The organism is Kineothrix sp. MB12-C1 (genome assembly GCF_030863805.1).
Lineage (GTDB): Bacteria > Bacillota > Clostridia > Lachnospirales > Lachnospiraceae > Kineothrix.
Genome location: NZ_CP132957.1, coordinates 2938591 through 2964218 on the forward strand (window position 1 = coordinate 2938591; position 25628 = coordinate 2964218).

Genomic DNA, 25628 nt, shown 5'->3' on the forward strand with positions numbered 1-25628 from the left:
CAAATCTGACAATTTTCCGACACCAGTATCTTTTGTAGAATATAGATGGTGGGAAAAATAGAATATTTTGAAACATATATTAGGGGAAATCGTTTTATCTATTTGTTTATGTAAAACAAGGGAGGTTTCAAAATGAAAAAAATGTTATTGGTGTTACTTGCAGGTGTGGCGGCTTTTTCGCTGGCAGCATGTAAAGGTGCTACGGCTGAGACAACACAGACGCCGGATGGCATGCCGATAGGACCGGTTACCTTGAATGTAACTACTACCTTTGCAGGTGAAGACACAAATGCTCAGCATTATCAGGAGGCGATTGCCGAATGGCAGGCAGAGACGGGTAATATCATTAATGACGCTTCCGGTACTGTGGTAGAGACTTTTAAGGCAAGAATTATCTCTGATTTTGAGATGGGTTCTGAGCCGGACATACTTTTTTATTTTAACGGCGTGGATTCCAATCCCTTTGTAGAGGGAGGGAAGGTTGTTTCTATCGATGAGATTCGATCCGTATATCCTGATTATGCGTCTAATATGCAAGATAGCATGATGGGGGCGTCGATGGTGGATGGTAAGAATTATTCGGTGCCAATGAATGGCTATTGGGAAGGTTTATTCGTAAATAAGCAAGTTTGTGAAGCGGCAGGAGTGGAAATACCCGGACCGAATACTACTTGGGATGAATTTATGGAGATTTGCCAGAAAGTAAAAGATGCGGGGTATATTCCTATTGCGGCATCTTTTGCAGAGGTTCCCCATTACTGGTTTGAATTCTGCATTTATAACTATCTGGAGTCTTCCTCGCATAAAATACTTCCGAAAGCCATTGATGATGAGCAAGGAATGGCATGGCTGAACGGAATAACAGATATGAAGATGCTATATGAAAGTGGGTATCTGCCTGAGAATACGTTGTCAGCTACTGACGGGGAGACGTTCCAGCTTTTTGTGGACAGCAAGGCAGCTTTTTTGATCGATGGTACATGGAAGGTAGGAGGTATTGAGGAATCTACCGATAATGTTGATAATTTCACCGTGACCTATGTTCCTGCTAAGGACAATCGTAAATCCACAGATATTATCGGGGGTCTGTCTTCCGGATGGTATATTACGAAGAAAGCATGGAAAGACCCGGAGAAGCAGAAAGCGTGTGTGGACTTTATCACCTATATGACGACGGACGATATGGTAACGAAGTTCGCATCCATATCGACCACTGCATTAAAGAACGGCACACAGGTGGACAGAAGTGATTTATCTTCTTTAGCTATGGCAGGACTTAAGATGGTAGAAGGGGCAACAGGGATGTCTTCCGCTGTTCAGGATCAAGTTACCCAAGGACAGAGAGTTCCGATATTCAATGCAATGCCTGATATTGTGACGGGCAAGGTGGAAGTAGTGGATGCAGTCGCTCAGTTTATCGACTTGATTTCGACAGGACAGGAGGAAGAGTAATTAGCAGTATAAGAGGATGAAGTCATGAATTCTAATATCTATCGAAATAAGAAATCCATTATTTTTTTTCTCGTTCCGGCGTTTGCCATTTTATCCGTTTTTCTTTATTACCCCTTTATTCAAAACATCATAAACAGTTTTAAAGAAATGAATCATCTCGGTGCTGTGCCAGGTGGATGGAATGATCCTTGGTATACAAATTATATAGAATTGATGCGGGATGGTAATGTAAAGGTTGCCCTAATTAATACATTGAAAATAATTATAATGACATTATTAGGGCAACTGGTCATTGCTATTTGTCTTGCATTGCTGGCAGACAATGTGAAAAGAGGGCAGAATGTTTTTGGAGCTGTGTATTTTTTCCCTATTGTGATATCTGCTACTGCATTAGGGCTGTTGTTCAATTTGATTTTTCTCTACGACAAAGGAATGTTAAATCAGTTCCTTCAAATACTCGGAGTAGAGAAGCTTATCGATTTTAAGGATGTACGGCATGCGATGCTTACAATGATGATTCCTATTACTTGGCAATATGTAGGCTTTTACTTCATTATACTGACGACGGGACTCCGCAATATTTCAACGGAGTTGTATGAGGCGGCACTTATAGATGGTGCGGACAAGCTTCAGAGAGTACGTTATATTTCCCTTCCTCTACTGCATAATGTCATCTGTACCTGCTGTGTGCTGGCAGTAACAGGGGCACTTAAGGTCTTCGATTTGCCGTGGGTGATGTTTCCCAAAGGAATGCCGGGCAACAGTACATGGTTGACTGGGACATATATGTATTATCATGCCTTTGAATCCCATAACGTAGACTATAGCTCCACTCTTTCCGTTCTCATTGTATTGTTAGGCGTACTTGCGGCTAAAGTAGTGAACATTATTTTTCGCGAAAAAGATTACTAGAAGGGAGGGATAAGAATAAGAAATAAATCATATATGTCTTTTGTCGGGAAAATAGGCAGCTATTTCGTGCTGGTTTTATGGGGAGTACCGACCGTATATCCGTTATTTTGGATTGTCATGAATTCATTCAAGGATAAAAGGACTATTCACTCAGATTCCTTTTCCCTTCCTATCGGTGAAAGTTTTACTCTCGAGAACTATATCACCGCTTTTCAGCGAATTAATCTCTTGGGGGCCTATAGAAACAGTCTTATTATTTCTACCACCGTTGCTGTTGCTGTTATTTTGTTGGCAAGTCTTGCAGCTTATGTGCTCGTACGATATGATTTCAGGCTGAAGGGGTTTTTGAATAATATGATAATTGCAGGAATGATGTTTCCTGCTTTTGCCACAATATTGCCGGTTCTACGTATGATGAATGTCATGGGTCTTACTAACACCGATCAGCTTTCTAAATCGTTACTTGCGGTCATTCTACCGCAGATTGCAGGGAATTTATCTTTTGCCATCGTAATATTGAAAGGCTATATAGGAACGTTACCTCTGGAATTGGAAGAAGCAGCTTATATGGAGGGGAGCAATATTTTTCAACTTTTTTTTCAAGTAATTATGCCCTTGAGTAAACCGTCTCTGGCAACGGTAGGAATTTTTTCTTTTGTCTGGAGTTATAATGATTTATTTACGCAATCCTTTTTCCTGAAAAGAAAGCCGGAGTATTCGGTTACAGTGCTGCTTAGCCTGCTCACTTCTCAGGAAGGAACGAATTATGGACTGATGGCATCCTCAGTGTCATTGATTATAATGCCCCTCCTTATTACCTATCTTCTGTTACAAAAATATATCATCAAAGGGATGACGGTAGGAGCATTGAAGGGATGAGTTGATGCTTTTATTACCTTACAGTTTATGGTAGAATCCATATAGGACGGAGGTATTACATAGTGTATAAAGTGGTAATTATTGATGATGAACCAATTATTGTTCGAGGCCTGGAGAAGACGGTGAAATGGGAAAGTCTTGGATGTGTGGTGGCAGGAACGGCCGGAGATGGGCTGGAAGGACTCGAAGTGATTCGCAGGGAGAAACCGGATATTTTGATATCGGATATTTCCATGCCGAATATGGATGGGCTCAGTATGATCGCTGCATTGAAATCAGAATTTCCGGACATGGAAGTAACGATTCTTACAGGATTTCGGGACTTCGATTATGCCAGGGAGGCCATTCGATTAGGGGTATGCCGCTTCTTATTGAAGCCTTCTAAGATGGAAGAGCTGGATGAGGCTCTAGCGGCAATGCTTTCGAATCTGAAAAGCAATCCTGCGGTGATAAAACATCTGTTAGAGGATGAGGCAGCAGAAAAGGAAGAAGAGAATACTGAAGAAGTATTGGACAGTGCAGCGAGCAGCTTTATTGTGAAGAATGCGCTGGCCTACATAGAAGAAAATTATAAAGAAAGATTAAAGCTTGCAGATGTGGCAGATAACGTGTATGTGAGTCAGTGGCATTTGAGCAAGTTGCTCAATAAATATACCGGTCAGAATTTCTCTGAGATACTGAATAATGTCCGGATGGAGCAGGCGAAGACACTTCTTAGGAATCCATCCTTGCGAATTGGGGATATTGCAGAAGAAGTAGGTTTTTTGGATATGGCTCATTTTTCCAGAGTGTTCAAGAAACAGGTGGGAATTTCAGCTAATGAGTACAGAAATACAGTGCTTGGCAGTGACAAATAAATAAAAACAACGTCCATAACTAGTTTTTATGGCACTCAGGATTTTAACATTGGAGGAAACGAAATGCGTAAAATTTCTACATCAATTATTGTTTCTATTGTTGCTTGTGTGATTATAGCTTCCATTGCAGTAGGTTCTATCAGTACGAGTGTGGCAGTAGATGAGATTAATAAGGAGGCGAGGGAGAAATTGAGTGCTATGTCGCTGCAGTATTCCAGCGACATCAATATGAAATATCAGAATCTGGAAAGCTTGGCAGAGAGTATTTCTTCTTATATCACAGGTACCTATGAGCCGATACGCTTAAGCGATAAGGCGTATAATAAAGCGTATATGAAGAAGCTTGGCGGATATTTGCAGCGTATTACGGAGCTTCATCCGGAGGTGGAGAGTATGTATGCCTATAGTAATCCGAAGGAACAAGCTGGAATCACCGGAACCTGGTATAGCAATGGGAAGATGGTGGAGATAGATGCAGCCGCAGAATATAACGATTACCTAAGCGGTTCTGAGAATTGGCAATGGTACTATCAGACAGAAGAAGCCGATGAGGCAATCTGGCTGGATCCTTATATGAAAGAAGCATTTGGTAAGATATGTGTGAGCCGTTGTGAACCGGTATATGCGGATAAAAAGTTCGTGGGAATTATAGGTGTAGATGTTGACTTCGCTCAAATATCCGATATGATTCATGGAATTACTATCTATGATACGGGAAGAGCCTTTTTATTAAATGGTAAGCAGCAGTTCCTCGTAGACGAAAGCTATACGGTGGCGGATACTTTGGAGAGTGTAGGCTATAACGGCTTGAAGGAAGCGATTGGAAGTGCGGATACCGGAGTGATAGAAATGAATCTCGACGGTGTGGAATCATTAATAAGCTATGTAACGTTGAATAACGGTTATACATTGGTACTGTGCGCGCCTATCGCTGAGCTGGAGAGCGGAATTGCATCCATGCAAAGAGTTGCATTCCTTGTTATATTGTGCGTGATTATTTTTGTGAGTATCTTCGCCCTTATGATAGGAAATACGATTTCCAATCCTTTGAAGAAAATGGTATTCGACTTAAAGAAGATGCAGGAGAAAGACTTTACCGGCAGAGAATATGTGAAATATCTGAATAAGAAAAATGAAATCGGTAAAATTGCCCATGCTATCGATAAAGTACAAAAGTCCATGGGACTTGTGATTAAAGCGATGGCAGAAGAGGGTGACGGTATTCAGGGGGCATCGGACAACCTAAACAGCATTATTGATGATTATAACAATATGGTGGTAAGCATATCCGCAGTAGCGGAAGAGTTATCCGCAGGAATGCAGGAAACTTCTAACATGGCAGACTACTTGGGGGATACTTCCAAACGCATGGAAGAGTATGTTGCCGTTATGGGGGAGAAGAATGAAGAAGGAATCGAGAATATCGCAGCGATTTACGATCGTGCCAAGAGGCTGAATATGGAATCTGAGAGCGCGGAGAAGGAAAATGAAGTGCTTATCGATTCGGCGAAGAAGCAGCTCGGTGAGGCGATTGAGAATTCCAATCAGGTGGAACAGATTAACGAGCTGACAAAGGCGATACTTAGTATTTCCGATTCTACTAACCTTCTTGCCCTCAACGCATCCATCGAAGCAGCAAGAGCAGGCCAAGCAGGCAAGGGATTTGCAGTAGTAGCCGAAGAAATTAGAAATCTGGCGGAAAATTCCAAGAACACAGCCGGAGAGATTCAAAAAATTACTTTTAAGGTAACAGAAAGTGTGAAGCATTTATGCGATTGTGCGACACAAGTGCTTTCTTATATGGATACGAGTGTACGAAAAACATATCAGCACCAGGTGGAAATCAGTGAGCAGTACCACAAAGATGCAGAAAATATTGATGAAATCCTGAAGCAGTTCTCCGATGTGGCAAGACAAATCAATAAGGAGAACGAAGTAATCATGGATATTATTTCAAACCTGCAGAGAGCAACTTCCGATGGCGCGGTCGGTACCGAAGAAGTAGCAAACAGCGCCGAGAGCATGATGCACGGCACACAGGGCCTTCAGGAAGCGGGAATCAAATTGCAGCAGATTGTGCATGAAATGGAAACAACGATCGCAGACTTCCATGTTCCTGAAATGGAAGCGGCAAATGCGGATTATCATGTGCCCGAAGTAGAAATGGCGGCTATAGACTCCAATGCCTCCGAAATGGAAGTGACGATTGACGAGTTCAATGCTCCTGAAACAGAGGAAAGCGGGGATTAAATTTATATTTAAGAAGGAATAGGGAAATTGAAATGCATAGGGTAATCGTTCTGGATATAACCTTTGAATTTAGTGGTGTAGAAGATGTTATCCATCCTGTTGTATTGCAGGATGAAAATGACACCGTTCTGATCGACTGTGGATATATCGGTTTTCTGCCGAAGATTGAGGCTTCTTTATTAGAAGGAGGTATAGTGCCTTCAACCCTCACCAAGGTAGTGATTACGCATCATGACCATGATCATATGGGTGCTTTGGCAGATTTAAAACAAAAATATCCTTATATACAGGTTTTGTCCGGTGAAGGAGAAGCCTCCTATATAAACGGAAGTGCGAAATCTTTAAGACTGGAGCAGGCAGAGACCATGCAAGAACTGCTAAGCGAGGAACAAAAGCCGTTCGGAGAGGCGTTTTGCGAGTTGCTTCGAAGTGTGAAAAATGTTAAAGTCGATGAGCTTGTATCTGACGGTGGCAGAATGGAGTGGTGCGGAGGGTGTGAAATAATAAGCACACCGGGCCATACGCCTGGTCATATCTCCCTGTATTTACCGAAGCATAGAACAATAATTGCAGGAGATGCCATAGTGTTGGAAGATGGAAGACCGGTTATTGCCAATCCTGAATATGCTATCAATAAGGAGCAGGCAGAGCTATCCCTTGAGAAATTGTTAGGATATGATGCAGATCGCATTATTTGCTATCATGGTGGAATATATACCCGGTAAACTCTTTAGAATGTAGAAAGGCCGCTTTGCTGATCGTTGTATCGGCAAGGCGGTTTTTATAAATGTTGTCTTTTAGGACGGGGGAACTTATAATAAGATATAATGTAATTCTATGATACCTACGGATTGTTACGCACTTTGTGCTCTCACAATCCCAACCCTAACTTAAGTTAGGGTACAACATTCGAAATCCGCCCTATTCGGGCTACTTTCTCATGTTTTGCGAGTCCCAAGGTCATGTTTTTTCATGCAAGCATGAAACCCATGACCTTTTGACCCTGGTATCATTTTATAAGCAAATAGGAGAAAATAGAAATGAATCGATTAGGAAAACTCCCTGAGATAAATAAAGATGATGAGAAAATTCTTTCACAAGTAGAATGTTTTGCGTTGGATATGGATGGGACAATCTACCTGGGGGAGCAGTGGATAGACGGAGCGAGAGAATTCCTTGCTAAGATAGAGGAATCGGGAAGAAGCTACGTATTTTTAACGAATAATTCTTCCAAAAATGCTATGGTATATGTGGAAAAACTTCGGCGCATGGGTCTTGCAGTAACAGAGGATAAGGTAGTTACATCCGGACAGGCCACCATCTACTATTTGAAAAAGAACTTCACCGGGAAGAGAGTGTTTTTGCTTGGGAATAGGATGTTAGCGGACGAGTTCCAAAGGGAAGGAATCCTGCTCGATGAAGAGAATGCCGAGGTGGTAGTGACGGCCTATGACACCACCCTTACCTATGAGAAAATGTGCAAGGTATGTGAGCTGGTAAGGCAGGGCCTTCCTTATATAGCGACACATCCGGACTACAACTGCCCTACCGAGACAGGGTTTATTCCGGATATCGGAGCGATTCATGCATTTATCCATGCCTCCGCATCCCGTTATCCTGACCGCATTATCGGTAAACCTAACGCGGATATGATGGACTATCTCATGCAGCGCATCGGAAATATTGACAGATCAAAAGTAGCTATGGTCGGTGACAGACTATATACAGATATTGCAGCAGGCAGAAACAATGGACTGCAAAGCGTTCTCGTATTAAGCGGAGAAGCGACACTGGCAGATACACAACAATCAGAAGTTAAGCCCCATCTGATTTTCGATTCAGTAGCCCATATGATCCCGTATTTATAAATGAGTAATTAAAAAATGATATTTTAGTAAGATTTGAGCTTTGTTTATTAGGGCTACGAAGGGATTTCGCGTAGCAGCTTTCATTTTACTTCCGGGCGCGCGATTGTATTTTCTAAATGAAACGGATTAAGTTTGAACTATGGCCGGATCGGAAGCAAGGTACTTCCATGTACCGTGCTTCCTAAATACCGCCTCCATGCGGTATTTACCCTGGATTAATGAGCGTTTCATTAGGAAAATAGAAATCGCTTGCTGACGGAAGTAAAACGAAACCGCCAAGCGAAATCCTGCAAAATTCTATGAAATAATATCTAAAAATACATTAAGACAGTTACATACATAACTTTCTTAATATCTGTGACTTTTAAAATCTTATAAATATTTATATATGTTGAAAAGAACAGGTATCGACGCTGCTTATTTTGATTCCTTTAAGCGAGATGTTCGCATTTTCTTAATGGAATCTAAGTAATCCAGGGCAAATGCCACAAGGATGTGGCATTTAGGCAGGCTGGTACAGGGATGTACCTGCTGCCGCCCCGGTCGTTATTTACTGTGCAGCGATTTCATTTAGAAAATGGACAGCTTGCGCCAGGAAGCAAAATAAACAGAATCGATACCGTCCCTCTCATAACAGAAAGGCAGGATTACGATGGGATTACAATTCTATTTTGGCAGCTCAGGAGCCGGTAAAAGCAGTCGGCTGCATGAAGAGATTGTCAGACGTTCGATGGAAGAGCCGGAGACGAACTTTTTCGTTATTGTGCCGGATCAGTTCAGCATGCAGACGCAGATGGACTTGGTGAAGGCACATCCGAGGAAGGGAATTATGAATATCGATGTGCTCAGCTTTGGCCGATTGTCTCATAGAATCTTGGAGGAAGTGGGAGCGGATGGGCGTATGGTTCTGGATGATACCGGTAAGAGCCTTGTTCTTAGGAAGGTGGCGGAGAATATTCAGGAGGAAATGCCTGTTATAGGAAGCAATCTGAGAAAAATAGGCTATATTCATGAAGTAAAGTCCGTGATTTCCGAATTCATGCAATATGGAATTGGAGAGAAGGAACTCGTTCAGATTGCGGAATATGCCCAAAAAAGAGGGGCTCTTTATCATAAGCTGAAAGACTTGGAGATTTTATATAAAAGCTTCCTGACCTATATTCATGAGAAATATATTACGACGGAGGAAACCCTGGATTTGCTCTGCGATGTACTTCCCAAATCGAAATTGATACGTGGAAGTGTCATCGCTTTCGACGGCTTTACAGGATTTACCCCGATACAAAACAGGCTGATTCAACGGTTGATGGCATTGTCCAAGGAAGTGATCGTTACGGTTACTATGGATGCGGCGCAGAATCCTTATGTATTGGACGGCGAGCAGAAGCTTTTTTATCTCAGTAAAAAGACGGTGGCAGATTTACGAAAACTGGCGGTGGAAGCTGAGGTGAAATTAGCGAAAGATATCTTTTTAAAAGAAGATATTTTACCGAGATTCAAAGAAAACGAAGAAATGAGACATCTGGAAAAGTATTTGTTCCGATATCCGGCGAAGGTCTATAAGAAGGAAAATACAGCGCTGCATCTTCTGGAAACTTCCTCTCCGGGGGAAGAGGTACGTCAGGTTTGTATTAAAATACGTCAGCTTATCAGGCAGCAAGGTTATTGTTATCGGGATTTTGCCATTGTAACGGGCAATTTGGAGGCCTATGCCGGTCATATGGAGACGGAAGCTTCCAAGTTCGAGATTCCTGTTTTTATGGACAAGACAAGAGGAATTTTACTCAATCCGTTTATTGAATATATCAGAAGCTCCTTGAAAATCGTAATGGAGAATTTCTCCTATCAATCCGTCTTTCATTATTTGCGCAGCGGACTTGCCGGTTTTGACAGAGAGGAAACAGACCGTTTGGAGAATTATGTGATTGCCTGTGGAATCAAGGGAAAGACCCGGTGGATGAATCTTTTTACAAGAAAGGATGAAAGAGAAGGTGCAGAGGAAGAATTGGCCCGGTTCAACGCTATGCGTGAGAAATTTATCGGACAGATAGGGCCTCTCATTGGCAAGGCGAATACTGCGGGAGAGAGGGTACGGGCACTGTATCAATTCATTACAGATAATAAGGTACAAGAGAAACTGGCCGCCTATGAAAAGATGTTCGAGCGAAGAAATGAAGCTGCAAGGGCGAAGGAATACGGGCAGATATATCGTTTGGTCATGGATTTATTGGATCAGATAGAGAGTCTTCTTTCCCAGGAAAAAATGACGATAAAGGAGTTTGCAGATATTTTGGATGCAGGCTTTGGCGAGATAGAGGTAGGTACGATTCCCCAAAATGTAGATCGCGTAGTGGTAGGAGATATCGAGAGAACTCGTTTGAAAGAGATTAAGGTGCTGTTCTTTATCGGGATTAACGATGGTAATATACCGAAGAATGCGGGTATGGGTGGAATTATCTCGGATATTGACCGGGAATTCTTACAGGAGTCGCCTTATGCTCTGGCGCCCACACCCAGACAACAGATGTATATTCAAAGGCTTTATCTGTATATGAATATGACGAAACCTTCGGAACAGCTATATCTTTCGTATTGTAAGGTAAACAGCGAAGGAAAGAGCATACGTCCTGCATATTTAATCGATACTGTGAGCAAGCTTTTTCCTTGTCTGCACATTGAGAAACCGGAACTCTCCGGTATGGAAAGAAGGATGGAAACAAGACGGGCAGGGTTGGATTATCTGACCGATATGTTGAGGGAATATGCGGCAGGCAGGCTTACGGAAGAGGAAAAGAAACAGTTTATTACGGTATATCGTACTTATCGTGAGGATGAGGCATATAGAGAGCGGATTGATACTTTGGCAGAAGCAGCCTTTACCTATTATCGAGAGAAAGTATTGGGTAAGAACATAGCCAATGCCCTATATGGGAATCTTCTCCTTAGCAGTGTGAGCCGGTTGGAAACCTATGCCGCTTGTGCTTATGCGCATTTTCTGCAATATGGGCTTTCTCTGGATGAGCGGGAAGAATATAGCTTTGAAGCGGTGGATATGGGAAATGTATTCCACGGTGTCTTGGAGTTATTTTCAGGAACCTTACAAGAAAAAGGGTATACATGGTTTGATTTCGGTGAGGAAGCGGCGGAGGAAATGCTTTTGCAGGCGATGGAAGGTTACGCAGCCTCTTATGGCAATACAGTGCTTTATAGCACGGCAAGGAATGAATATGCCATCGAGCGGATGCACCGCATCTTGAAACGTACGGTAATGACCTTACAATATCAACTGAAAAAAGGAAGCTTTTTGCCGGAAAACTTTGAAATGTCCTTTATGATGGCAGAAAATCTGGAAGCGGTTAATATTGCTTTATCGGAAAAGGAAAAGATAAAGCTGCGAGGACGAATCGACCGTATCGATACTTATGAGGATGAAGAGCATGTCTATGTGAAAGTCATCGATTATAAGTCTGGAAACAGGAAATTTAATCTGGCGGCCCTTTATTACGGTCTGCAGCTACAGCTCGTAGTCTATATGAATGCAGCGGTGGAAATGGAAAAGAAGAAGCATCCGGAGAAGGAAGTAGTTCCGGCGGCCCTTTTATACTATCATGTGGCAGACCCTATGGTGAAAGCGGAGGAGGAAGTGACTCCTGAGCAGATTAATGGTAAGCTTCTGAAAGAACTTAGGATGACCGGAGTAGTCACTGAAAATGACAAGATTGTCAGTTTGTTGGATGGTGAATTTGCGGATAAGTCGGATGTTGTGCCTGTTGAACGCAAAAAAGATGGAAGCTACAGTGCGAAATCGAGTGTCATAAAGGCGGAAGACATGAAGGAAATCTCCGATTACGTCAATAAGAAGATTAAGCAGATCGGAACCGATATTTTACGGGGAAAAATAGAAATCAATCCTTGCGAACAAAGCGGAGGGACTTCTTGTGATTATTGCGTATATAAGAATGTATGTGGATTCGAAGAAGGAATCGGCGGATATCACTACCGGAGGCTGGAGAATCTGGAGGATGAGGAAGTGATGGAAAGGATACGAGGGGAATAAGAAAAATAACGATATACGGCAACTTTTAATCACCGGATATATAGAACGGAGGAAATGTGTATGGGGATTTCTTATACGCCGGAGCAGCAGGAAGTAATAGATACACATGGATGTAATATATTGGTATCCGCCGCAGCAGGTTCGGGGAAGACGGCGGTGCTTGTAGAACGCATTGTAAAGATGATAAGCGATGAGGAGAAGCCGGTGGATATCGACCGGCTTTTGGTAGTGACCTTTACCAATGCGGCGGCGGCGGAGATGAGAGAAAGAATCGGAGCAGCCATAGAAAAAAGACTGGAGGAAATGCCGGAGAGCGAACATTTGCAAAAGCAGGCAGCCCTCGTTCATAATGCGCAAATAACCACAATCGACAGCTTCTGTATGTTTGTTATCCGGAATAACTTTAATGATATCGGCTTGGATCCGGGGTTTCGAGTGGCGGATGAAGGAGAGCTGAAGCTGCTGAAAAAAGATGTGATGGAAGAACTGCTGGAGGAGAGATTTAAAGAACGGGAAGCGAGCTTTTTACACTGTGTGGAGTATTTCAGTACGGGAAACCACGATAAGGCGATAGAAGAGCATATAACTAAGCTGTATCAATTCGCAGAAAGTTATCCATGGCCGGAGGAGTGGTTGGAAGAGCGGGCGGGCGATTACGAAATTGACTCTTTAGAAGCAATGGAAGAAACCTTCTGGGTATCCTTTTGTATGGAGCAGGCAAAGCGGGTGGCGCAGGATTGCATAAGAAAGATAGAAGAATGCATTGCGATTAGCGAACAGCCGGACGGTCCCTATATGTATGGGGAAGTGCTGGAACGGGAAAAGGAACGAATGGAAAAGATAATGGCGGTTTCTCAGTATGGAGAGGGGTATTCTCTTTTCCAGAGCATGACTTTCGATCGGCTTCCCTCCAAAAAGGATGACAGCGTATTGAAGATAAAAAGGGAAATTGTGCAGGGAATCCGAAAAGAAATTAAGGATATATGGAAAAGCTTATGCAGTAAATATTTTCCCATGCCCCCGGAAATCATGTTAGAACATATGAAGGGCAGTAACCGTGCAGTTGCTTCCCTGGTAGAACTCACCTTGGCTTATAAAGAGGCCTTGGATAAGAAAAAGCGTGAGAATAATATGATAGACTTTGGGGATATGGAGCATTTAGCCCTGTCCATATTGGTGAAGCGGACGAAAGGAGGTTGTGAGCCGACGAAAACAGCCCTTGATTACCGTGCTTTTTTCACAGAAATATTGATCGATGAGTATCAGGATAGTAATTTGGTGCAGGAATTCTTGTTAAAGAGTGTATCGGGAGAGGATCAGGGAGATTTTAACCGCTTTATGGTAGGAGACGTGAAGCAAAGTATCTATAAATTCCGTCTGGCAAGACCGGAAATATTCATGGAAAAGTATGATACTTATGTGACCGGATCCCGGACGGAGAGAAGAATCGACCTGCATAAGAACTTCAGAAGCCGCAGGGAAGTGCTGGATGGTACGAACTATATTTTTGCTCAGATAATGGGCAAGCAGTTGGGCGGCGTGGAATATGACGAGAAAGCGGCCCTATATCCGGGGGCTGTCTATCCGGAGCAGGAAGTAGAAGGTGGAATTTCGCCCAACTGCATGGAACTCTTACTGATTAAGAAGGAAGAGATAACTGATAAGGATGAAGATGGTGAAGAGCAGGAAGGAAAAGGTAAGAAGAAAAAGGATAAAAAAGAGCCGGCGGAAACAAGAAAAATGACGCCCAGACAACGGGAAGCCTACGGTGTGGCAAAGCGGATCAAGGAGCTGGTAGGTCATTTTCAGGTAACCGATAAACAAAGCGGGGCATTGCGTCCCGCCAGGTATAAAGATATTGTAATACTACTTCGTACCAATGCGGGTTGGGATGAAGATTTTAAAAGCATTTTAAAAGAGGAAGGGATTCCTTCTCATGTGGCGTCAAAGACCGGATATTTTGCTGCCAAAGAAATACAGACACTACTGCAACTTCTTCGCATTCTGGATAATCCGCAACAGGATATCCCTCTATTTGGAGTGATGAAATCGTATTTTGGCAATTTCGATGAGGAAGAGATTGCTATGATACGAGCAGCATTCGAAGATAAAAAAAAGAAGCTGTATTTCTGTTTGAAAGAATTTCAGCCCGGGGAAGAAGCACTCCGAACCGCAGAAAAAACACTGCGGGAAAAGAAAGAACGTTTTTTGATTTTCCTGAAGGAATACAGAGATAAGACAGTATATATGCCCATTCATGAGTTGATGCGGGATCTTGTGATCGAGACAGGCTATATGAACTATGTAGCAGCTTTGCCGGGAGGCGAACAGCGAAAAGCAAATGTGGAAATGTTACTGGAACGATCGGCTGCCTTTGAGAAGACGAGTTATTACGGTCTGTTTCATTTCATTCGCTATATGGAGCAGCTTGAGAAATACGATGTGGACTATGGAGAAGCCAATATTCTGGATGAAAATGCAGATGTGGTGAGGATTATGAGTATTCACAAGAGCAAGGGGCTGGAGTTTCCTATCTGCATTGTTTCCGGTCTGGCGAAGCGGTTCAACATGATGGATACGAGCGGAAAGATGATTGCGGATGTGGACATGGGAATCGGCGCGGACTTCGTGGATACTACACATAGATTGCAGACGAAGACATTGAGAAAAAATGCGATAGCGGAAAAGATGCGTCTGGATAATTTGGGAGAGGAGTTAAGGGTTCTCTATGTTGCGCTGACGCGTGCAAAGGAAAAACTGATCATGACTGGAATGGTCGATAAGTTGGAGAACAAGCTAAATGCTCTTGTTCCCATGCGTATGTCCACACAGCCTCAGCTTTTTTACAGTGATTTGACGGGAGCAGGAAGCTTTCTCGATTTCATTCTTCCGGCCCTTGCAAGGCATCCTTCCTTCGACCATATATGGGAAGCTTATGGGTATGACAAGATAACGTCTGAAACGAGTCTGTATTCGAAAGATGCTCAGATCTTGGTGAGGATAGTGGATGATGAGGAACTGGCGGCAGCAGAGATTAAGGAGCAGGTACAGGCGGAGAATGTAAGAAGGAAATTATATCTTATGGAGAAGCAGCTTCCTGTAGATGAAGGGTTAATGACATACATGTCAGAAGTGTTCGGTTATACTTATGAACATGAGAATTTAAAGGATCTATATACGAAAACAACCGTATCTGAATTGAAAAAGTCCGGCCAGCAAGAAGAAACTGATTTTTCCTTCAGGATTTATGAGGAAGAGCAGGTCATCCCCTATATTCCGAAGTTTATGCAAAAGGAAGAGGCTTTAGGAGGAGCAGGAAGAGGAAGTGCTTTCCATAAAGTAATGGAGCTTATTGACTTCAGTTCTCTTCCGGAGAAGCGGACAGATATTGGAAAGCAGATAGAGGAAATGACGGAAAGCGGATTCCTAAGCAAAGAGTATGCAGGTGCTGTATCTGTGTCATCTATTGAGGCATTTTTACATACTGATTTAGCGGAAAGAATGTGCCATGCGGCACAAAATGGGCAGTTGCATAAGGAGCAGCCTTTCGTGTTGGGAATTCCCTCCAATGAATTGAGTGAAAATTTCCCGGAGGAGGAGCTGGTATTGATTCAGGGAATTATCGACGTTTACTTCGAGGAAGAGGACGGTCTTGTGGTAGCCGACTACAAAACGGACAAGGTGAAAAGACCGGATGAACTCGTGAAAAAGTATGAAAAACAATTGGACTATTATGCACGCGCTCTGGAGCAGATGACTGGCAAAAGGGTAAAGGAAAAAATAATATATTCATTTGGACTTAAAAAAGAAATTATGATATGATTACACGTAACAGTTAAGTTCTTCACTGTTACATTTGAACGTTTTTGACTAAACAACGAATGAGGAGGAAGAGATCATGAAAGTGAAGTTCGGAGTAAGAGAAGTAGTGGCAATCGGTATTGGTGCAGCATTATTTGTGGCGTTAACACAGGTGCAGATTCCGCTCGGTATCCCCAATACTTATTTGCAGCCAAGAGCAGCGCTGTTGGCATTCTTAGCGGCCGTATTCGGACCGGTAGTAGGAGCGGCAGTGGGGCTTATCGGACATGCGGTGGGAGATATGTTCTTCTATGGAAGCGCATGGTGGAGCTGGGTATTCCCTGAAGCGGTATTCGGAATTATCTTGGGTGCATTCGCCGGAAAATATGCGATTAAAGAAGGCGGCTTCGGTAAAAAAGAAATCATCCATTTCAATGTGGTGCAGATAATCGCTAATGCAGCAGCATGGATTGTGGTAGCGCCTGTTTTGGACATTCTTATTTATAGCGAGCCGGTGAACAAAGTATTTTTACAGGGTGTGGCGGCATGGCTTGGCAATGTAGTGATCATTGCTATTCTCGGCACACTTTTGGCAATAGGATATTCTAAGGTTGGTGCGAAATCCTCCAGCTTAACGAAAGAGGACTAAAAGAAATATGACGCCGATTATCGAGTTTAAGAATTATACTTTTAAATATCGAACGCAGGTAGAACCGACGCTCCGGGATATTAATTTAAAGATATATCCCGGAGAAAAGGTTTTGATTGTGGGACCATCCGGTTCGGGCAAATCGACGATTGTCCATTGTATTAACGGCTTGGTCCCATTTTCATTTGCCGGAGAGGTGACAGGAACGCTGAGTGTCAAGGGTGAAGATCCTATGAATCTCGGCGTATTCGGCATGTCTAAAATAGCCGGAACTGTGTTACAGGATACGAATGGACAGTTTATCGGATTAACAGTGGCAGAAGATATTGCCTTCGCTATGGAGAACGACCTAATCGCCCAGGATGAAATGTTCCGGAGAGTGGAGCAGGTAGCTGAGATGGTGGACGTGGAGAATCTACTCCCCCATGCACCCTGGGAACTATCGGGCGGACAGAAACAGAGAGTATCCATGGCGGGTGTTATGGTGGACGATGTGGATATCCTTCTATTCGACGAGCCTCTCGCTAATTTGGACCCTGCAACGGGAAAACGTGCGATTGATTTAATTGATAGAATCAGTAAGGAAAAAAAGACTACCGTTTTAATTATTGAACACCGATTGGAGGATGTGCTCTATCGGGATGTGGACAGGATTATCGTAGTAGGTGAGGGGCGTATTGTAGCGGACGTAACGCCCGATGAGCTCTTAGCAAGAAATATTTTGACGGAACAGGGAATCAGGGAACCGCTTTATGTAGCGGCACTTCGGCACGCAGGATGCGTGGTGACGGAGGAAAGCCGGCCACAACATATCGAAACTATGAACTTGGACTCCTATAAGGAGCAGGTGAGGACATGGTTTCATGGGGCCGGATATGAGAAGGGAAAACAAGCGGAAGAAAGTGTGCTTGCCGTGAAGGATTTATATTTTTCCTACGTAGAAGGGAAACAAGTTCTGCAGCACATACATTTCGATATTCATAAAGGAGAAATGGTGAGCATTGTCGGCAAGAATGGAGCCGGCAAATCCACTTTGGCAGGAATTATCTGTGGTTTTATGAAGCCTTCCGGAGGAAGCATTTTTCTAAATGGCGAAGATATTGCGGGGTTGTCGGTGAAAGAGCGGGGGGAGAGAATAGGATTGGTAATGCAAAGTCCCTCCCAGATGATATCCAAGCCGATGATCTACGACGAAGTAGCTCTTGGGCTTTTGGTACGAGGTGTTCCCGAGGAGGAAATAAAAACACGGGTGTACGACACGCTGAAGATTTGCGGACTGTATCCGTTTCGTAATTGGCCAATTTCTGCTCTTAGCTATGGACAGAAAAAGAGGGTAACTATCGCTTCCATTCTCGTAATGAATCCGGAAGTGATCATTTTGGATGAGCCGACGGCAGGACAGGATTACAGGCATTATACGGAAATCATGGAATTTCTGAAGGAAATCAATAACCAATATGGAATTACCATTCTTATGATTACGCATGATATGCATTTGATGCTGGAATACACGCAGCGGGCGATTGTTATTGCGGATGGACATTTATTGGCGGATGATACACCGGCCAATGTTCTGACCAATGAAGGGATTGCGGATAAGGCGTATCTAAAGAAGACATCTTTATATGATCTTGCGGTAAAGTGCGGCATTGAAAGCCCGTCGGAGTTCGCGGAGCGTTTCATCCATTATGAGAGAACTTTGCGGGAAGGGGAGAAATAACTATGCCTAAAATGTTGACCTATGAAGAAAAAGGCACGTGGATCCATAAGCTTTCCGGCGTTACGAAACTTATTTTCTTCCTTCTTTGGACACTTGCCAGCATGCTATCCTACGATACGCGGGTGCTTCTTGCGATGGTGGCAGGCAGCTTGATTATTTATAAGGCGTCGAAGATTCAGTGGAGCCAGGTAGGAACAGTGCTTACGTTCATTCTTATATTTCTTGTAATTAACCTGATTGCTATTTTCATATTTTCACCTTATGAAGGGGTGAATATTTACGGCAGCAGAACGGATATCGTGCATTTATTCGGCAATTACTGGCTGACAAAGGAACAGCTTTTCTATGAATTTAATGTGATGATTAAATATGTAACGATTGTGCCGGCTGTATTTATGTTCATCGTTACGACCAATCCGAGCGAGTTCGCGGCTTCCTTGAACCGTATCGGAGTGAACTATAATATCGGTTATGCAGTAGCTATTACACTGCGTTATATTCCTGATGTGCAGGATGACTTTGTGAAGATTAAGCATGCCCAGGAAGCCAGAGGAATCGAGATGTCGGGAAAGGCATCCTTGTTTAGCCGTATTAAAAATATGTCTTCCATTATATTCCCGCTTATTTTTACGAGCATGGACCGCATCGATGTGGTAAGCAACGCTATGGAGCTTCGGGGATTTGGAAAATATAAAAAAAGAACGTGGTATGCAGGAAAGAAATTGAAAAGAGCGGATTATATCGTTATCGTTTTTTCCGTTCTTATAACATTGGCAGCCCTTATCATTACTTTTTATGATGGCAATCGGTTTTATAATCCATTTTTAAAAGGTTGATAGGAAGAAGTGTGTATGAGCCATAAAATTTCTGGGGTTTCGCAAATGTTTAGTAAAATGATATAAGAGACAGGAGATGAAGTTGTGGAAAATGTAGGTATTATATTGGAAGGAGGGGCCATGCGCAGTGTATTTTCTGCGGGTGTGCTGGATTTTTTCCTGGACAATGATATACAGATTCCCAATGTAATGGCAGTATCCGCCGGTGCTTATGCCGGCATGAATTATGTATCAGGGCAAAGAGGACGTGTATTGAAGGCTATTATAGAACCGATGGAAAAAGAAAAGTATTTCGGATTTTCTACGTTTTTAAGGAAGGGTACCTTTTTCGATATGGATTTGTTGTTCAATGAAATTCCAAAAACAAGGGCACCTTTCGATTTTGAAGCTTTCTCTGCCTCTGCCAAAAGATTTATAACGAGCACTGTGAATTGCATTACAGGGGAAGCAGTTTACCATCAGAGTTTTGAGGATGAAGATAACTTTCTGGAAATATGCAGAGCGGCTAATTCCCTCCCTTTTATCGGGAAAGTAACGGATATAGATGGTATTCCTATGCTGGATGGCGGGATGGCGGATGCGATTCCGATTGAAAAGGCGTTGGAAGAAGGATGGGATAAGGTAGTTGTCGTAGTAACGAGAAATGCGAAGTACAGGAAAAAGAAAAGATATCTTTATCTTACCATGATAAGACTTTTATACCATAAGTATCCGAAATTTGCCAGGCTGGTAGAAGGCAGAGCTGACAGATATAACCATTCGCTCGATTTATTGGAACGTATGGAAGAGGAAGGAAAGGCTTTTGTGCTTCGGCCTTCCGATGATGTTTATCTGGTGAATCATGAAGCGAACGTAGATACACTGCGGGATTATTACCATCGTGGATATGAGATGGCCAAAGAAAAGATGGATGAACTTAAGGAATTTTTAAAGTAACAGTTCAGTATCTTCACTGTTATGTGTGTAAAGCAAGGCTTGACAACGAAAGAAATAAAAGGTATATTGTTAAAAATTGAATAGATCGCTAGGGGAGCAATTGCTGAGACTGAAGCCGCTCTGTAAAGACGGACTCTAACCCTCATACCTGAACCGGATAATACCGGCGTAGGAAAGCATTTTTTTCGTATATAGAAATCTTACATACGTATAATTACGAAAGAAATATTTGAGCCCCTCCATGTGATTTAAATTACAAGGGAGGTTTTTTTATGTCATTTTTTGCAACAGAAGTTATTGATGAAGAGTGGGGGAATTATTTTGAACTCACAGGAGCCGGTTATGGGGCAATCATCGCCCTTATGCTCATAATCCTACTTGCAGCATGTTTTATCTCGGGAAAGGGTGAGAACAAAAGATTCAGTACGAAACAGCTTGTATTCTCATCTATGGCTATGGCTCTTGCCATGGTAACCTCGATGATTAAAGTAGTGGATATGCCTATGGGAGGTTCCGTTACATTTTTCAGTATGTTGTTTATTTGCCTGACGGGATATTGGTTCGGACTTAGGGGCGGTCTTCTGACGGCTATTGCCTATGGATTCTTACAGCTTATTGTAGATCCGTATATTATCAGCATCCCTCAGATGCTGACTGATTACATCTTTGCCTTTGGTGCATTGGGACTTTCAGGAGTCTTTTCCAATGCGAAGCACGGGTTGCTTAAGGGATATTTGCTCGGAGTATTGGGACGTTATTTCTTCGTCTTTTTGTCAGGAATGATATTCTTCGGGAGCTATGCTTCCGCCTACAATATGGCAGCTCCGGTTTACTCACTTGCATATAATGGGGCTTATCTCGGAATGGAAACATTAATTACACTTATACTTATTTCGCTTCCTCCGGTTAATAAAGGGCTTGCAAGAGTGAAGACGATGGCTGTCGGAGAGAGTGCATAAGGAGTTACTATTCACGGCTTCGCTATGAACAGTAATATAAGAAACATATAAACTTTATAGTCAATAAAGAAAAAATCTACTGTATTTTATAATGCAGTAGATTTTTTTGTGAGTTTTTCAATTACGAAGAGCTTTGTTTTTATCAGTTAGAGATCATATCTATACAATTCTATAAACACTCGTCAAAATATTCTTAAGATTTGCATTTCTAACATTCATTATATCACTCTTATCCCTACCCAATATTCCTGATTCCGCTTGACGTTCTATCCGCATAGGATTATAATAATTGCTGTTACAATTGATGTATATGCAACAATTGTGTTGACAACTATTAGGAGAGTCTACTATGAAGAAATTTTTAGTCTATGCCAAAGATTATAAGAAGGAACTGATATTGGCAATTATTTGTATTGAAACGGAGACAGTATTCGAGCTTATTATTCCGATGATTATGGCGGATATTATCGATATTGGAATTGTGAACCAGGATAGAAACTTTATTCTGTGGAAGGGCCTTCAGATGCTGATCTGCGCAGCGATTTCCCTATGGCTGGGAATCCTATGTGCCAAGTTTGTTGCGGCAGGCGGTAATGGAATAGGAGCAGCGATTCGCGCGGCAGAGTTTAAAAAGATGCAGACTTATTCTTTTCCAAATACGGATAAATTCAGTGTTCCATCTCTTGTTACAAGGCTTACCAGCGATGTTACAACGATACAGAACTCTATTACAAACGGTTTGCGTCCAGGCTTTCGTTCACCGATAATGCTGTTTGTTTCGGTTTTTCTATCTTTTAAGATCAATGCAATGTTGGCAGTCGTCTTTTTGATTGCGGCTCCTGCTCTCGGAATCAGTTTGTTCATTATTGTTAAAAATGTCCGCCCTCTGTATACGAGGATGCAGGTAGCGGTCGATTATGTAAATAGAATTGTCAGGGAGAACCTGGCAGCCGTACGGGTCGTAAAGGCTTATGTCAGAGAGGATCATGAAATCGAGAAGTTCGAGGAAGTGAATCAGAACCTCAGAAACACTTCGGAAAAGGCATTTTTGCTCGCAGTTCTCAATATGCCGGTATTTCAATTTATAATGTATACAACGATTATAAGCATTCTCTGGTTTGGGGGAAACCTGGTAGCGATTGGCGGAATGAAGGTAGGAAGTCTTACCAGTTTCCTCAGTTATGTTTTACAGGTGTTGAACTCCCTGATGATGTTTTCTAATGTATTCCTGATGTTTACCCGTTCGCTGACTTCATGGAAACGAATTGAGGAGGTGCTTGATGAAGAACCTACTATTCGGGACGACCGGGCAAAAGATATCGAGATGAAAAGTGGCAGCATTTGCTTTGACCATGTTTATTTCAAATATAAGGAATCCGCGAAGGAATATGTATTATCTGATATTTCCTTACAGATTGAATCGGGGCAGACAATCGGTATTATCGGTCCCACCGGTTCCTCCAAAAGTACGCTGGTTCAGTTAATTCCGCGTCTTTACGATGTGACTTCAGGCAATATTTTCATCGATGGACATCCGATTTATGAATTCACTCAGAGAAAGTTGCGGCATTCTATTGCTATGGTACTTCAAAAGAATATTCTGTTTTCCGGTACCGTGAGGGAGAATCTCTTATGGGGAAAAGAGGATGCTAACCCGGAGGAAATAGAGCGTGCCTGCCGTATCGCCTGTGTGGATGAATTCATCGACCGTCTGGAACATGGGTATGATACGGAGCTGGGACAGGGAGGGGTGAATGTATCGGGCGGACAGAAACAGCGCCTGTGTATTGCCCGGGCGATACTGAAAGAGCCCCAGGTGTTGATTCTCGACGATTCCACCAGTGCCGTGGATACGGTAACGGAAGCTAAGATTAAAGAAGGGCTTCAGAGGGAACTGCCCGGTATGACCAAAATCATCGTCGCTCAGCGGATTAGTTCCATTATGGATGCAGATCAAATTGTAATTTTAGAAGACGGTAAAATAAATGCGATAGGAACTCATGAAACCCTTCTGCAACACAATGAAATCTATAGGGATATTTATGATTCTCAGCAGCAAGGAGGTAATTTATAATGCCAAAAGCTACATCTCATGCAAAACCCCAAAATGCTAAAAAGGCCCTGCTGCAATTACTTCGTTATCTGGAACGGCATAAAATGTCTTTATTTTTGATTGCAATATTGGTCTGTATAAGTTCTGCTTCCGGTATTGCGGGAACCTATCTGTTAAAAACGATAGTCAATGATTATATTATGACAGGTGATATCCCGGGACTGGTAAAAATGATTGTTATTATGGGAGTGATTTATGGAGCCGGTGTTCTCACTTGTTACTTTTATAATAAGCTTATGGTCCATATTTCCCAAAGTGTGGTATCAGAAATAAGAAGTGATTTATTCGGGCATACGCAGAAGCTTCCGCTTCGCTATTTTGATTCTCATACTCATGGTGACTTGATGAGTCATTTTACCAATGATGTGGATACTATATCGGAAGCCCTGAATAATAGCTTTACACTGCTTATTCAGAGCTTTATTACCTCTGTCGGAACGGTAGCTATGCTCATCATTCTGAACTGGCGGCTGTCGATAATTGTTATTGCATTTTTAATCTTAATGCTCTTATTTATTCAATACAACGGGAAAATGAGCAAAAGATACTTCTCAGACCAACAGAAGAATCTGGGGGCAATTAACGGTTATGTGGAAGAAATGGTAGCGGGACAGAAGGTGGAGAAAATATTCAATCACGAAGCACAGGACTTCCAAAAGTTCAGCGAATTGAATGAAAAATTACGTAAGTCCTCTACAAGGGCTTTTACTTATACAGGAAAAACCATTCCCACCATTGTAGCATTATCCTATGTCAATTATGCGGTTTCGGCCTGTGCGGGAGGATTATTTACCCTGGCCGGGCTTACGGACATAGGAACGCTTGCGTCGTATCTCGTATATGTGCGTCAAAGTGCTATGCCGATGAATCAGTTTACGATGCAGGTTAACTTTCTGATGGTAGCCTTAGCCAGTGTGGAGAAGATATTTATTATGATGGAGGAAGAACCGGAAATCGATAAGGGAAAAATCACCTTAAAGAGAGTAAGGAGAGAAGAAGACGGAACAATTTGTGAAAGTGATAGCTATACAGGAGCTTTCGCATGGAAAGTTCCTGAGAAGGACGGAAGTTTTGCTTATGTGCCGTTAAAAGGAGATGTACGCTTCCACGATGTTATCTTCGGATATACGAAGGAACATACTATTTTAAACGGGATTAACCTGTATGCGAAGCCCGGGCAGAAAATAGCCTTTGTAGGATCTACCGGTGCAGGAAAAACTACCATTATCAATTTGATTAATCGTTTTTATGAGATAAATGGAGGGCAGATTACCTATGATGGAATTGACATTAGAAATATTAAAAAGGCAGATTTAAGGCGTTCCATTTCCCTTATTATACAGGATACTCATTTATTCACAGGAACGATTGCCGACAATATTCGATATGGAAGACTCCAGGCGAGCGAGGAGGATGTAGTTATGGCTGCCAAGTTAGCCAATGCACATTCCTTTATCCAAAGGCTGCCGGGAGGCTACAATACCTTATTGGAAAGCGATGGTTCAAACTTATCCCAAGGACAAAGACAGCTCCTGGCGATTGCAAGGGCTGCCATTTCCCAGCCGCCTGTACTTGTAATGGATGAAGCGACCAGTTCTATCGATACTCATACGGAGAAGTTGATTGAAAAGGGCATGGATGCCTTAATGGAGGATCGTACGGTATTCGTAATCGCCCACAGGCTTTCCACTGTGCGTAATTCCAAGGCAATCCTTGTTTTGGAAGAGGGCAAGGTCATAGAACGCGGCGACCATGAAGAGCTTCTGTCGCAACAAGGGCGTTATTATCAACTTTATACGGGACAGTTTGAATTGAGCTGACAGTAACTAAGAATACCTGAAAAAAGTAAGTGAACTGATACAGGAGTTTCATATATAATAAATGCAGTATTGGAAGGGTAAGGAGATAGGATGAGTAGTATAAGAGAACTTTTTATACGAGAAGAAAAAGCGAGGAAACAGTTAATTTCTCCGGTGCTTATAGATAATGGACTGACGCCGGGCCAAGGGCAGGCAGGAATTCTGAATAACCTTTTAAAAGAGGATCAGATAAGCCAGAAAGAACTGGCTCTGCGCTGCCATATGGATACGACCACCATGTCGAGAAATATCGATAATCTAGAAAAACTGGGGCTTTTGAGGCGGGAGGCCAATCCTGAAAGCAGACGTTCTATTCTTATTTGTTTGACGGAAATGGGAAGAGAAAAGGCCTTGCGTATCAGGACCGCTTTCGAACAATTAGAAAGTATCCTGGGAAAGGATATTCCAGAGGAGGATATGGAAGTTTTCCGGAGAGTTTTCACGAAGATTTGTGAGAATCTGGAGAAGAACAGCCTTTGA

The 25628-nt window shown here is 42.6% G+C and carries 17 protein-coding genes and 1 riboswitch; all 17 genes read left to right on the forward strand.

Going from position 1 to position 25628, the window contains the following annotated elements; genetic code table 11:
• Positions 1-132 precede the first annotated feature (132 nt).
• The 17 genes from RBB56_RS13435 to RBB56_RS13515 all read left to right on the forward strand — a co-directional run bounded on the left by RBB56_RS13435 (position 133) and on the right by RBB56_RS13515 (position 25628).
• The gene (locus RBB56_RS13435; RefSeq protein ID WP_306719481.1) at positions 133-1452 is read left to right on the forward strand and encodes an ABC transporter substrate-binding protein; all 1320 of its coding nucleotides are present in this window, start codon (positions 133-135) and stop codon (positions 1450-1452) included.
• A 24-nt stretch (positions 1453-1476) separates the two neighbouring features.
• Positions 1477-2364 (forward strand): carbohydrate ABC transporter permease, encoded by an 888-nt coding sequence (locus RBB56_RS13440; protein WP_306719482.1) that lies wholly within the window; start codon positions 1477-1479, stop codon positions 2362-2364.
• Between the two features lie 33 nt (positions 2365-2397).
• Positions 2398-3243 carry a carbohydrate ABC transporter permease gene (locus RBB56_RS13445; RefSeq protein ID WP_306719483.1) on the forward strand — a complete coding sequence of 282 codons (846 nt, stop codon included), beginning with the start codon at positions 2398-2400 and terminating at the stop codon, positions 3241-3243.
• A 62-nt stretch (positions 3244-3305) separates the two neighbouring features.
• A complete protein-coding gene (locus RBB56_RS13450) occupies positions 3306-4100 on the forward strand; it encodes a response regulator transcription factor (protein ID WP_306719484.1) in 795 nt (264 codons plus the stop codon).
• Positions 4101-4163: 63 nt separating this feature from the next.
• Entirely contained in the window at positions 4164-6350 is a 2187-nt protein-coding gene (locus RBB56_RS13455; protein ID WP_306719485.1) for a methyl-accepting chemotaxis protein, read from the forward strand.
• Positions 6351-6382: 32 nt separating this feature from the next.
• The gene (locus RBB56_RS13460; RefSeq protein WP_306719486.1) at positions 6383-7075 is read left to right on the forward strand and encodes an MBL fold metallo-hydrolase; all 693 of its coding nucleotides are present in this window, start codon (positions 6383-6385) and stop codon (positions 7073-7075) included.
• Between the two features lie 315 nt (positions 7076-7390).
• A complete protein-coding gene (locus RBB56_RS13465) occupies positions 7391-8218 on the forward strand; it encodes an HAD-IIA family hydrolase (RefSeq protein WP_306719487.1) in 828 nt (275 codons plus the stop codon).
• Between the two features lie 652 nt (positions 8219-8870).
• Complete coding sequence (gene addB / locus RBB56_RS13470; protein WP_306719488.1) at positions 8871-12275, forward strand: helicase-exonuclease AddAB subunit AddB; 3405 nt, start codon at positions 8871-8873, stop codon at positions 12273-12275.
• A 60-nt stretch (positions 12276-12335) separates the two neighbouring features.
• Positions 12336-16097 (forward strand): helicase-exonuclease AddAB subunit AddA, encoded by a 3762-nt coding sequence (gene addA, locus RBB56_RS13475; protein ID WP_306719489.1) that lies wholly within the window; start codon positions 12336-12338, stop codon positions 16095-16097.
• Positions 16098-16173: 76 nt separating this feature from the next.
• A complete protein-coding gene (locus RBB56_RS13480; RefSeq protein ID WP_306719490.1) occupies positions 16174-16725 on the forward strand; it encodes an ECF-type riboflavin transporter substrate-binding protein in 552 nt (183 codons plus the stop codon).
• A 7-nt stretch (positions 16726-16732) separates the two neighbouring features.
• Complete coding sequence (locus tag RBB56_RS13485; RefSeq protein ID WP_306719491.1) at positions 16733-18445, forward strand: ABC transporter ATP-binding protein; 1713 nt, start codon at positions 16733-16735, stop codon at positions 18443-18445.
• A gap of 2 nt (positions 18446-18447) precedes the next feature.
• Positions 18448-19281 (forward strand): energy-coupling factor transporter transmembrane component T family protein, encoded by an 834-nt coding sequence (locus RBB56_RS13490; protein WP_306719492.1) that lies wholly within the window; start codon positions 18448-18450, stop codon positions 19279-19281.
• Between the two features lie 84 nt (positions 19282-19365).
• Complete coding sequence (locus RBB56_RS13495) at positions 19366-20217, forward strand: patatin-like phospholipase family protein (RefSeq protein ID WP_306719493.1); 852 nt, start codon at positions 19366-19368, stop codon at positions 20215-20217.
• An 80-nt stretch (positions 20218-20297) separates the two neighbouring features.
• Positions 20298-20409: riboswitch (TPP riboswitch) on the forward strand.
• Between the two features lie 80 nt (positions 20410-20489).
• Entirely contained in the window at positions 20490-21176 is a 687-nt protein-coding gene (locus RBB56_RS13500; protein ID WP_306719494.1) for an energy-coupled thiamine transporter ThiT, read from the forward strand.
• A gap of 349 nt (positions 21177-21525) precedes the next feature.
• The gene (locus RBB56_RS13505) at positions 21526-23250 is read left to right on the forward strand and encodes an ABC transporter ATP-binding protein (protein ID WP_306719495.1); all 1725 of its coding nucleotides are present in this window, start codon (positions 21526-21528) and stop codon (positions 23248-23250) included.
• Complete coding sequence (locus tag RBB56_RS13510) at positions 23250-25109, forward strand: ABC transporter ATP-binding protein (RefSeq protein WP_306719496.1); 1860 nt, start codon at positions 23250-23252, stop codon at positions 25107-25109. Before RBB56_RS13505 ends, RBB56_RS13510 begins: the two co-directional genes overlap by 1 nt.
• A gap of 90 nt (positions 25110-25199) precedes the next feature.
• Positions 25200-25628 (forward strand): MarR family winged helix-turn-helix transcriptional regulator, encoded by a 429-nt coding sequence (locus RBB56_RS13515; RefSeq protein WP_306719497.1) that lies wholly within the window; start codon positions 25200-25202, stop codon positions 25626-25628.

Excerpts from the sequence above, each read along its gene's own strand:
- RBB56_RS13435 (WP_306719481.1), top strand. The coding sequence starts at position 133 with ATGAAAAAAATGTTATTGGTGTTACTTGCAGGTGTGGCGGCTTTTTCG.
- RBB56_RS13440 (WP_306719482.1), top strand. The coding sequence starts at position 1,477 with ATGAATTCTAATATCTATCGAAATAAGAAATCCATTATTTTTTTTCTC.
- RBB56_RS13445 (WP_306719483.1), top strand. The coding sequence starts at position 2,398 with ATGTCTTTTGTCGGGAAAATAGGCAGCTATTTCGTGCTGGTTTTATGG.
- RBB56_RS13455 (WP_306719485.1), top strand. The coding sequence starts at position 4,164 with ATGCGTAAAATTTCTACATCAATTATTGTTTCTATTGTTGCTTGTGTG.
- RBB56_RS13460 (WP_306719486.1), top strand. The coding sequence starts at position 6,383 with ATGCATAGGGTAATCGTTCTGGATATAACCTTTGAATTTAGTGGTGTA.
- RBB56_RS13465 (WP_306719487.1), top strand. The coding sequence starts at position 7,391 with ATGAATCGATTAGGAAAACTCCCTGAGATAAATAAAGATGATGAGAAA.
- addB (WP_306719488.1), top strand. The coding sequence starts at position 8,871 with ATGGGATTACAATTCTATTTTGGCAGCTCAGGAGCCGGTAAAAGCAGT.
- addA (WP_306719489.1), top strand. The coding sequence starts at position 12,336 with ATGGGGATTTCTTATACGCCGGAGCAGCAGGAAGTAATAGATACACAT.
- RBB56_RS13480 (WP_306719490.1), top strand. The coding sequence starts at position 16,174 with ATGAAAGTGAAGTTCGGAGTAAGAGAAGTAGTGGCAATCGGTATTGGT.
- RBB56_RS13485 (WP_306719491.1), top strand. The coding sequence starts at position 16,733 with ATGACGCCGATTATCGAGTTTAAGAATTATACTTTTAAATATCGAACG.
- RBB56_RS13490 (WP_306719492.1), top strand. The coding sequence starts at position 18,448 with ATGCCTAAAATGTTGACCTATGAAGAAAAAGGCACGTGGATCCATAAG.
- RBB56_RS13500 (WP_306719494.1), top strand. The coding sequence starts at position 20,490 with ATGTCATTTTTTGCAACAGAAGTTATTGATGAAGAGTGGGGGAATTAT.
- RBB56_RS13505 (WP_306719495.1), top strand. The coding sequence starts at position 21,526 with ATGAAGAAATTTTTAGTCTATGCCAAAGATTATAAGAAGGAACTGATA.
- RBB56_RS13510 (WP_306719496.1), top strand. The coding sequence starts at position 23,250 with ATGCCAAAAGCTACATCTCATGCAAAACCCCAAAATGCTAAAAAGGCC.
- RBB56_RS13515 (WP_306719497.1), top strand. The coding sequence starts at position 25,200 with ATGAGTAGTATAAGAGAACTTTTTATACGAGAAGAAAAAGCGAGGAAA.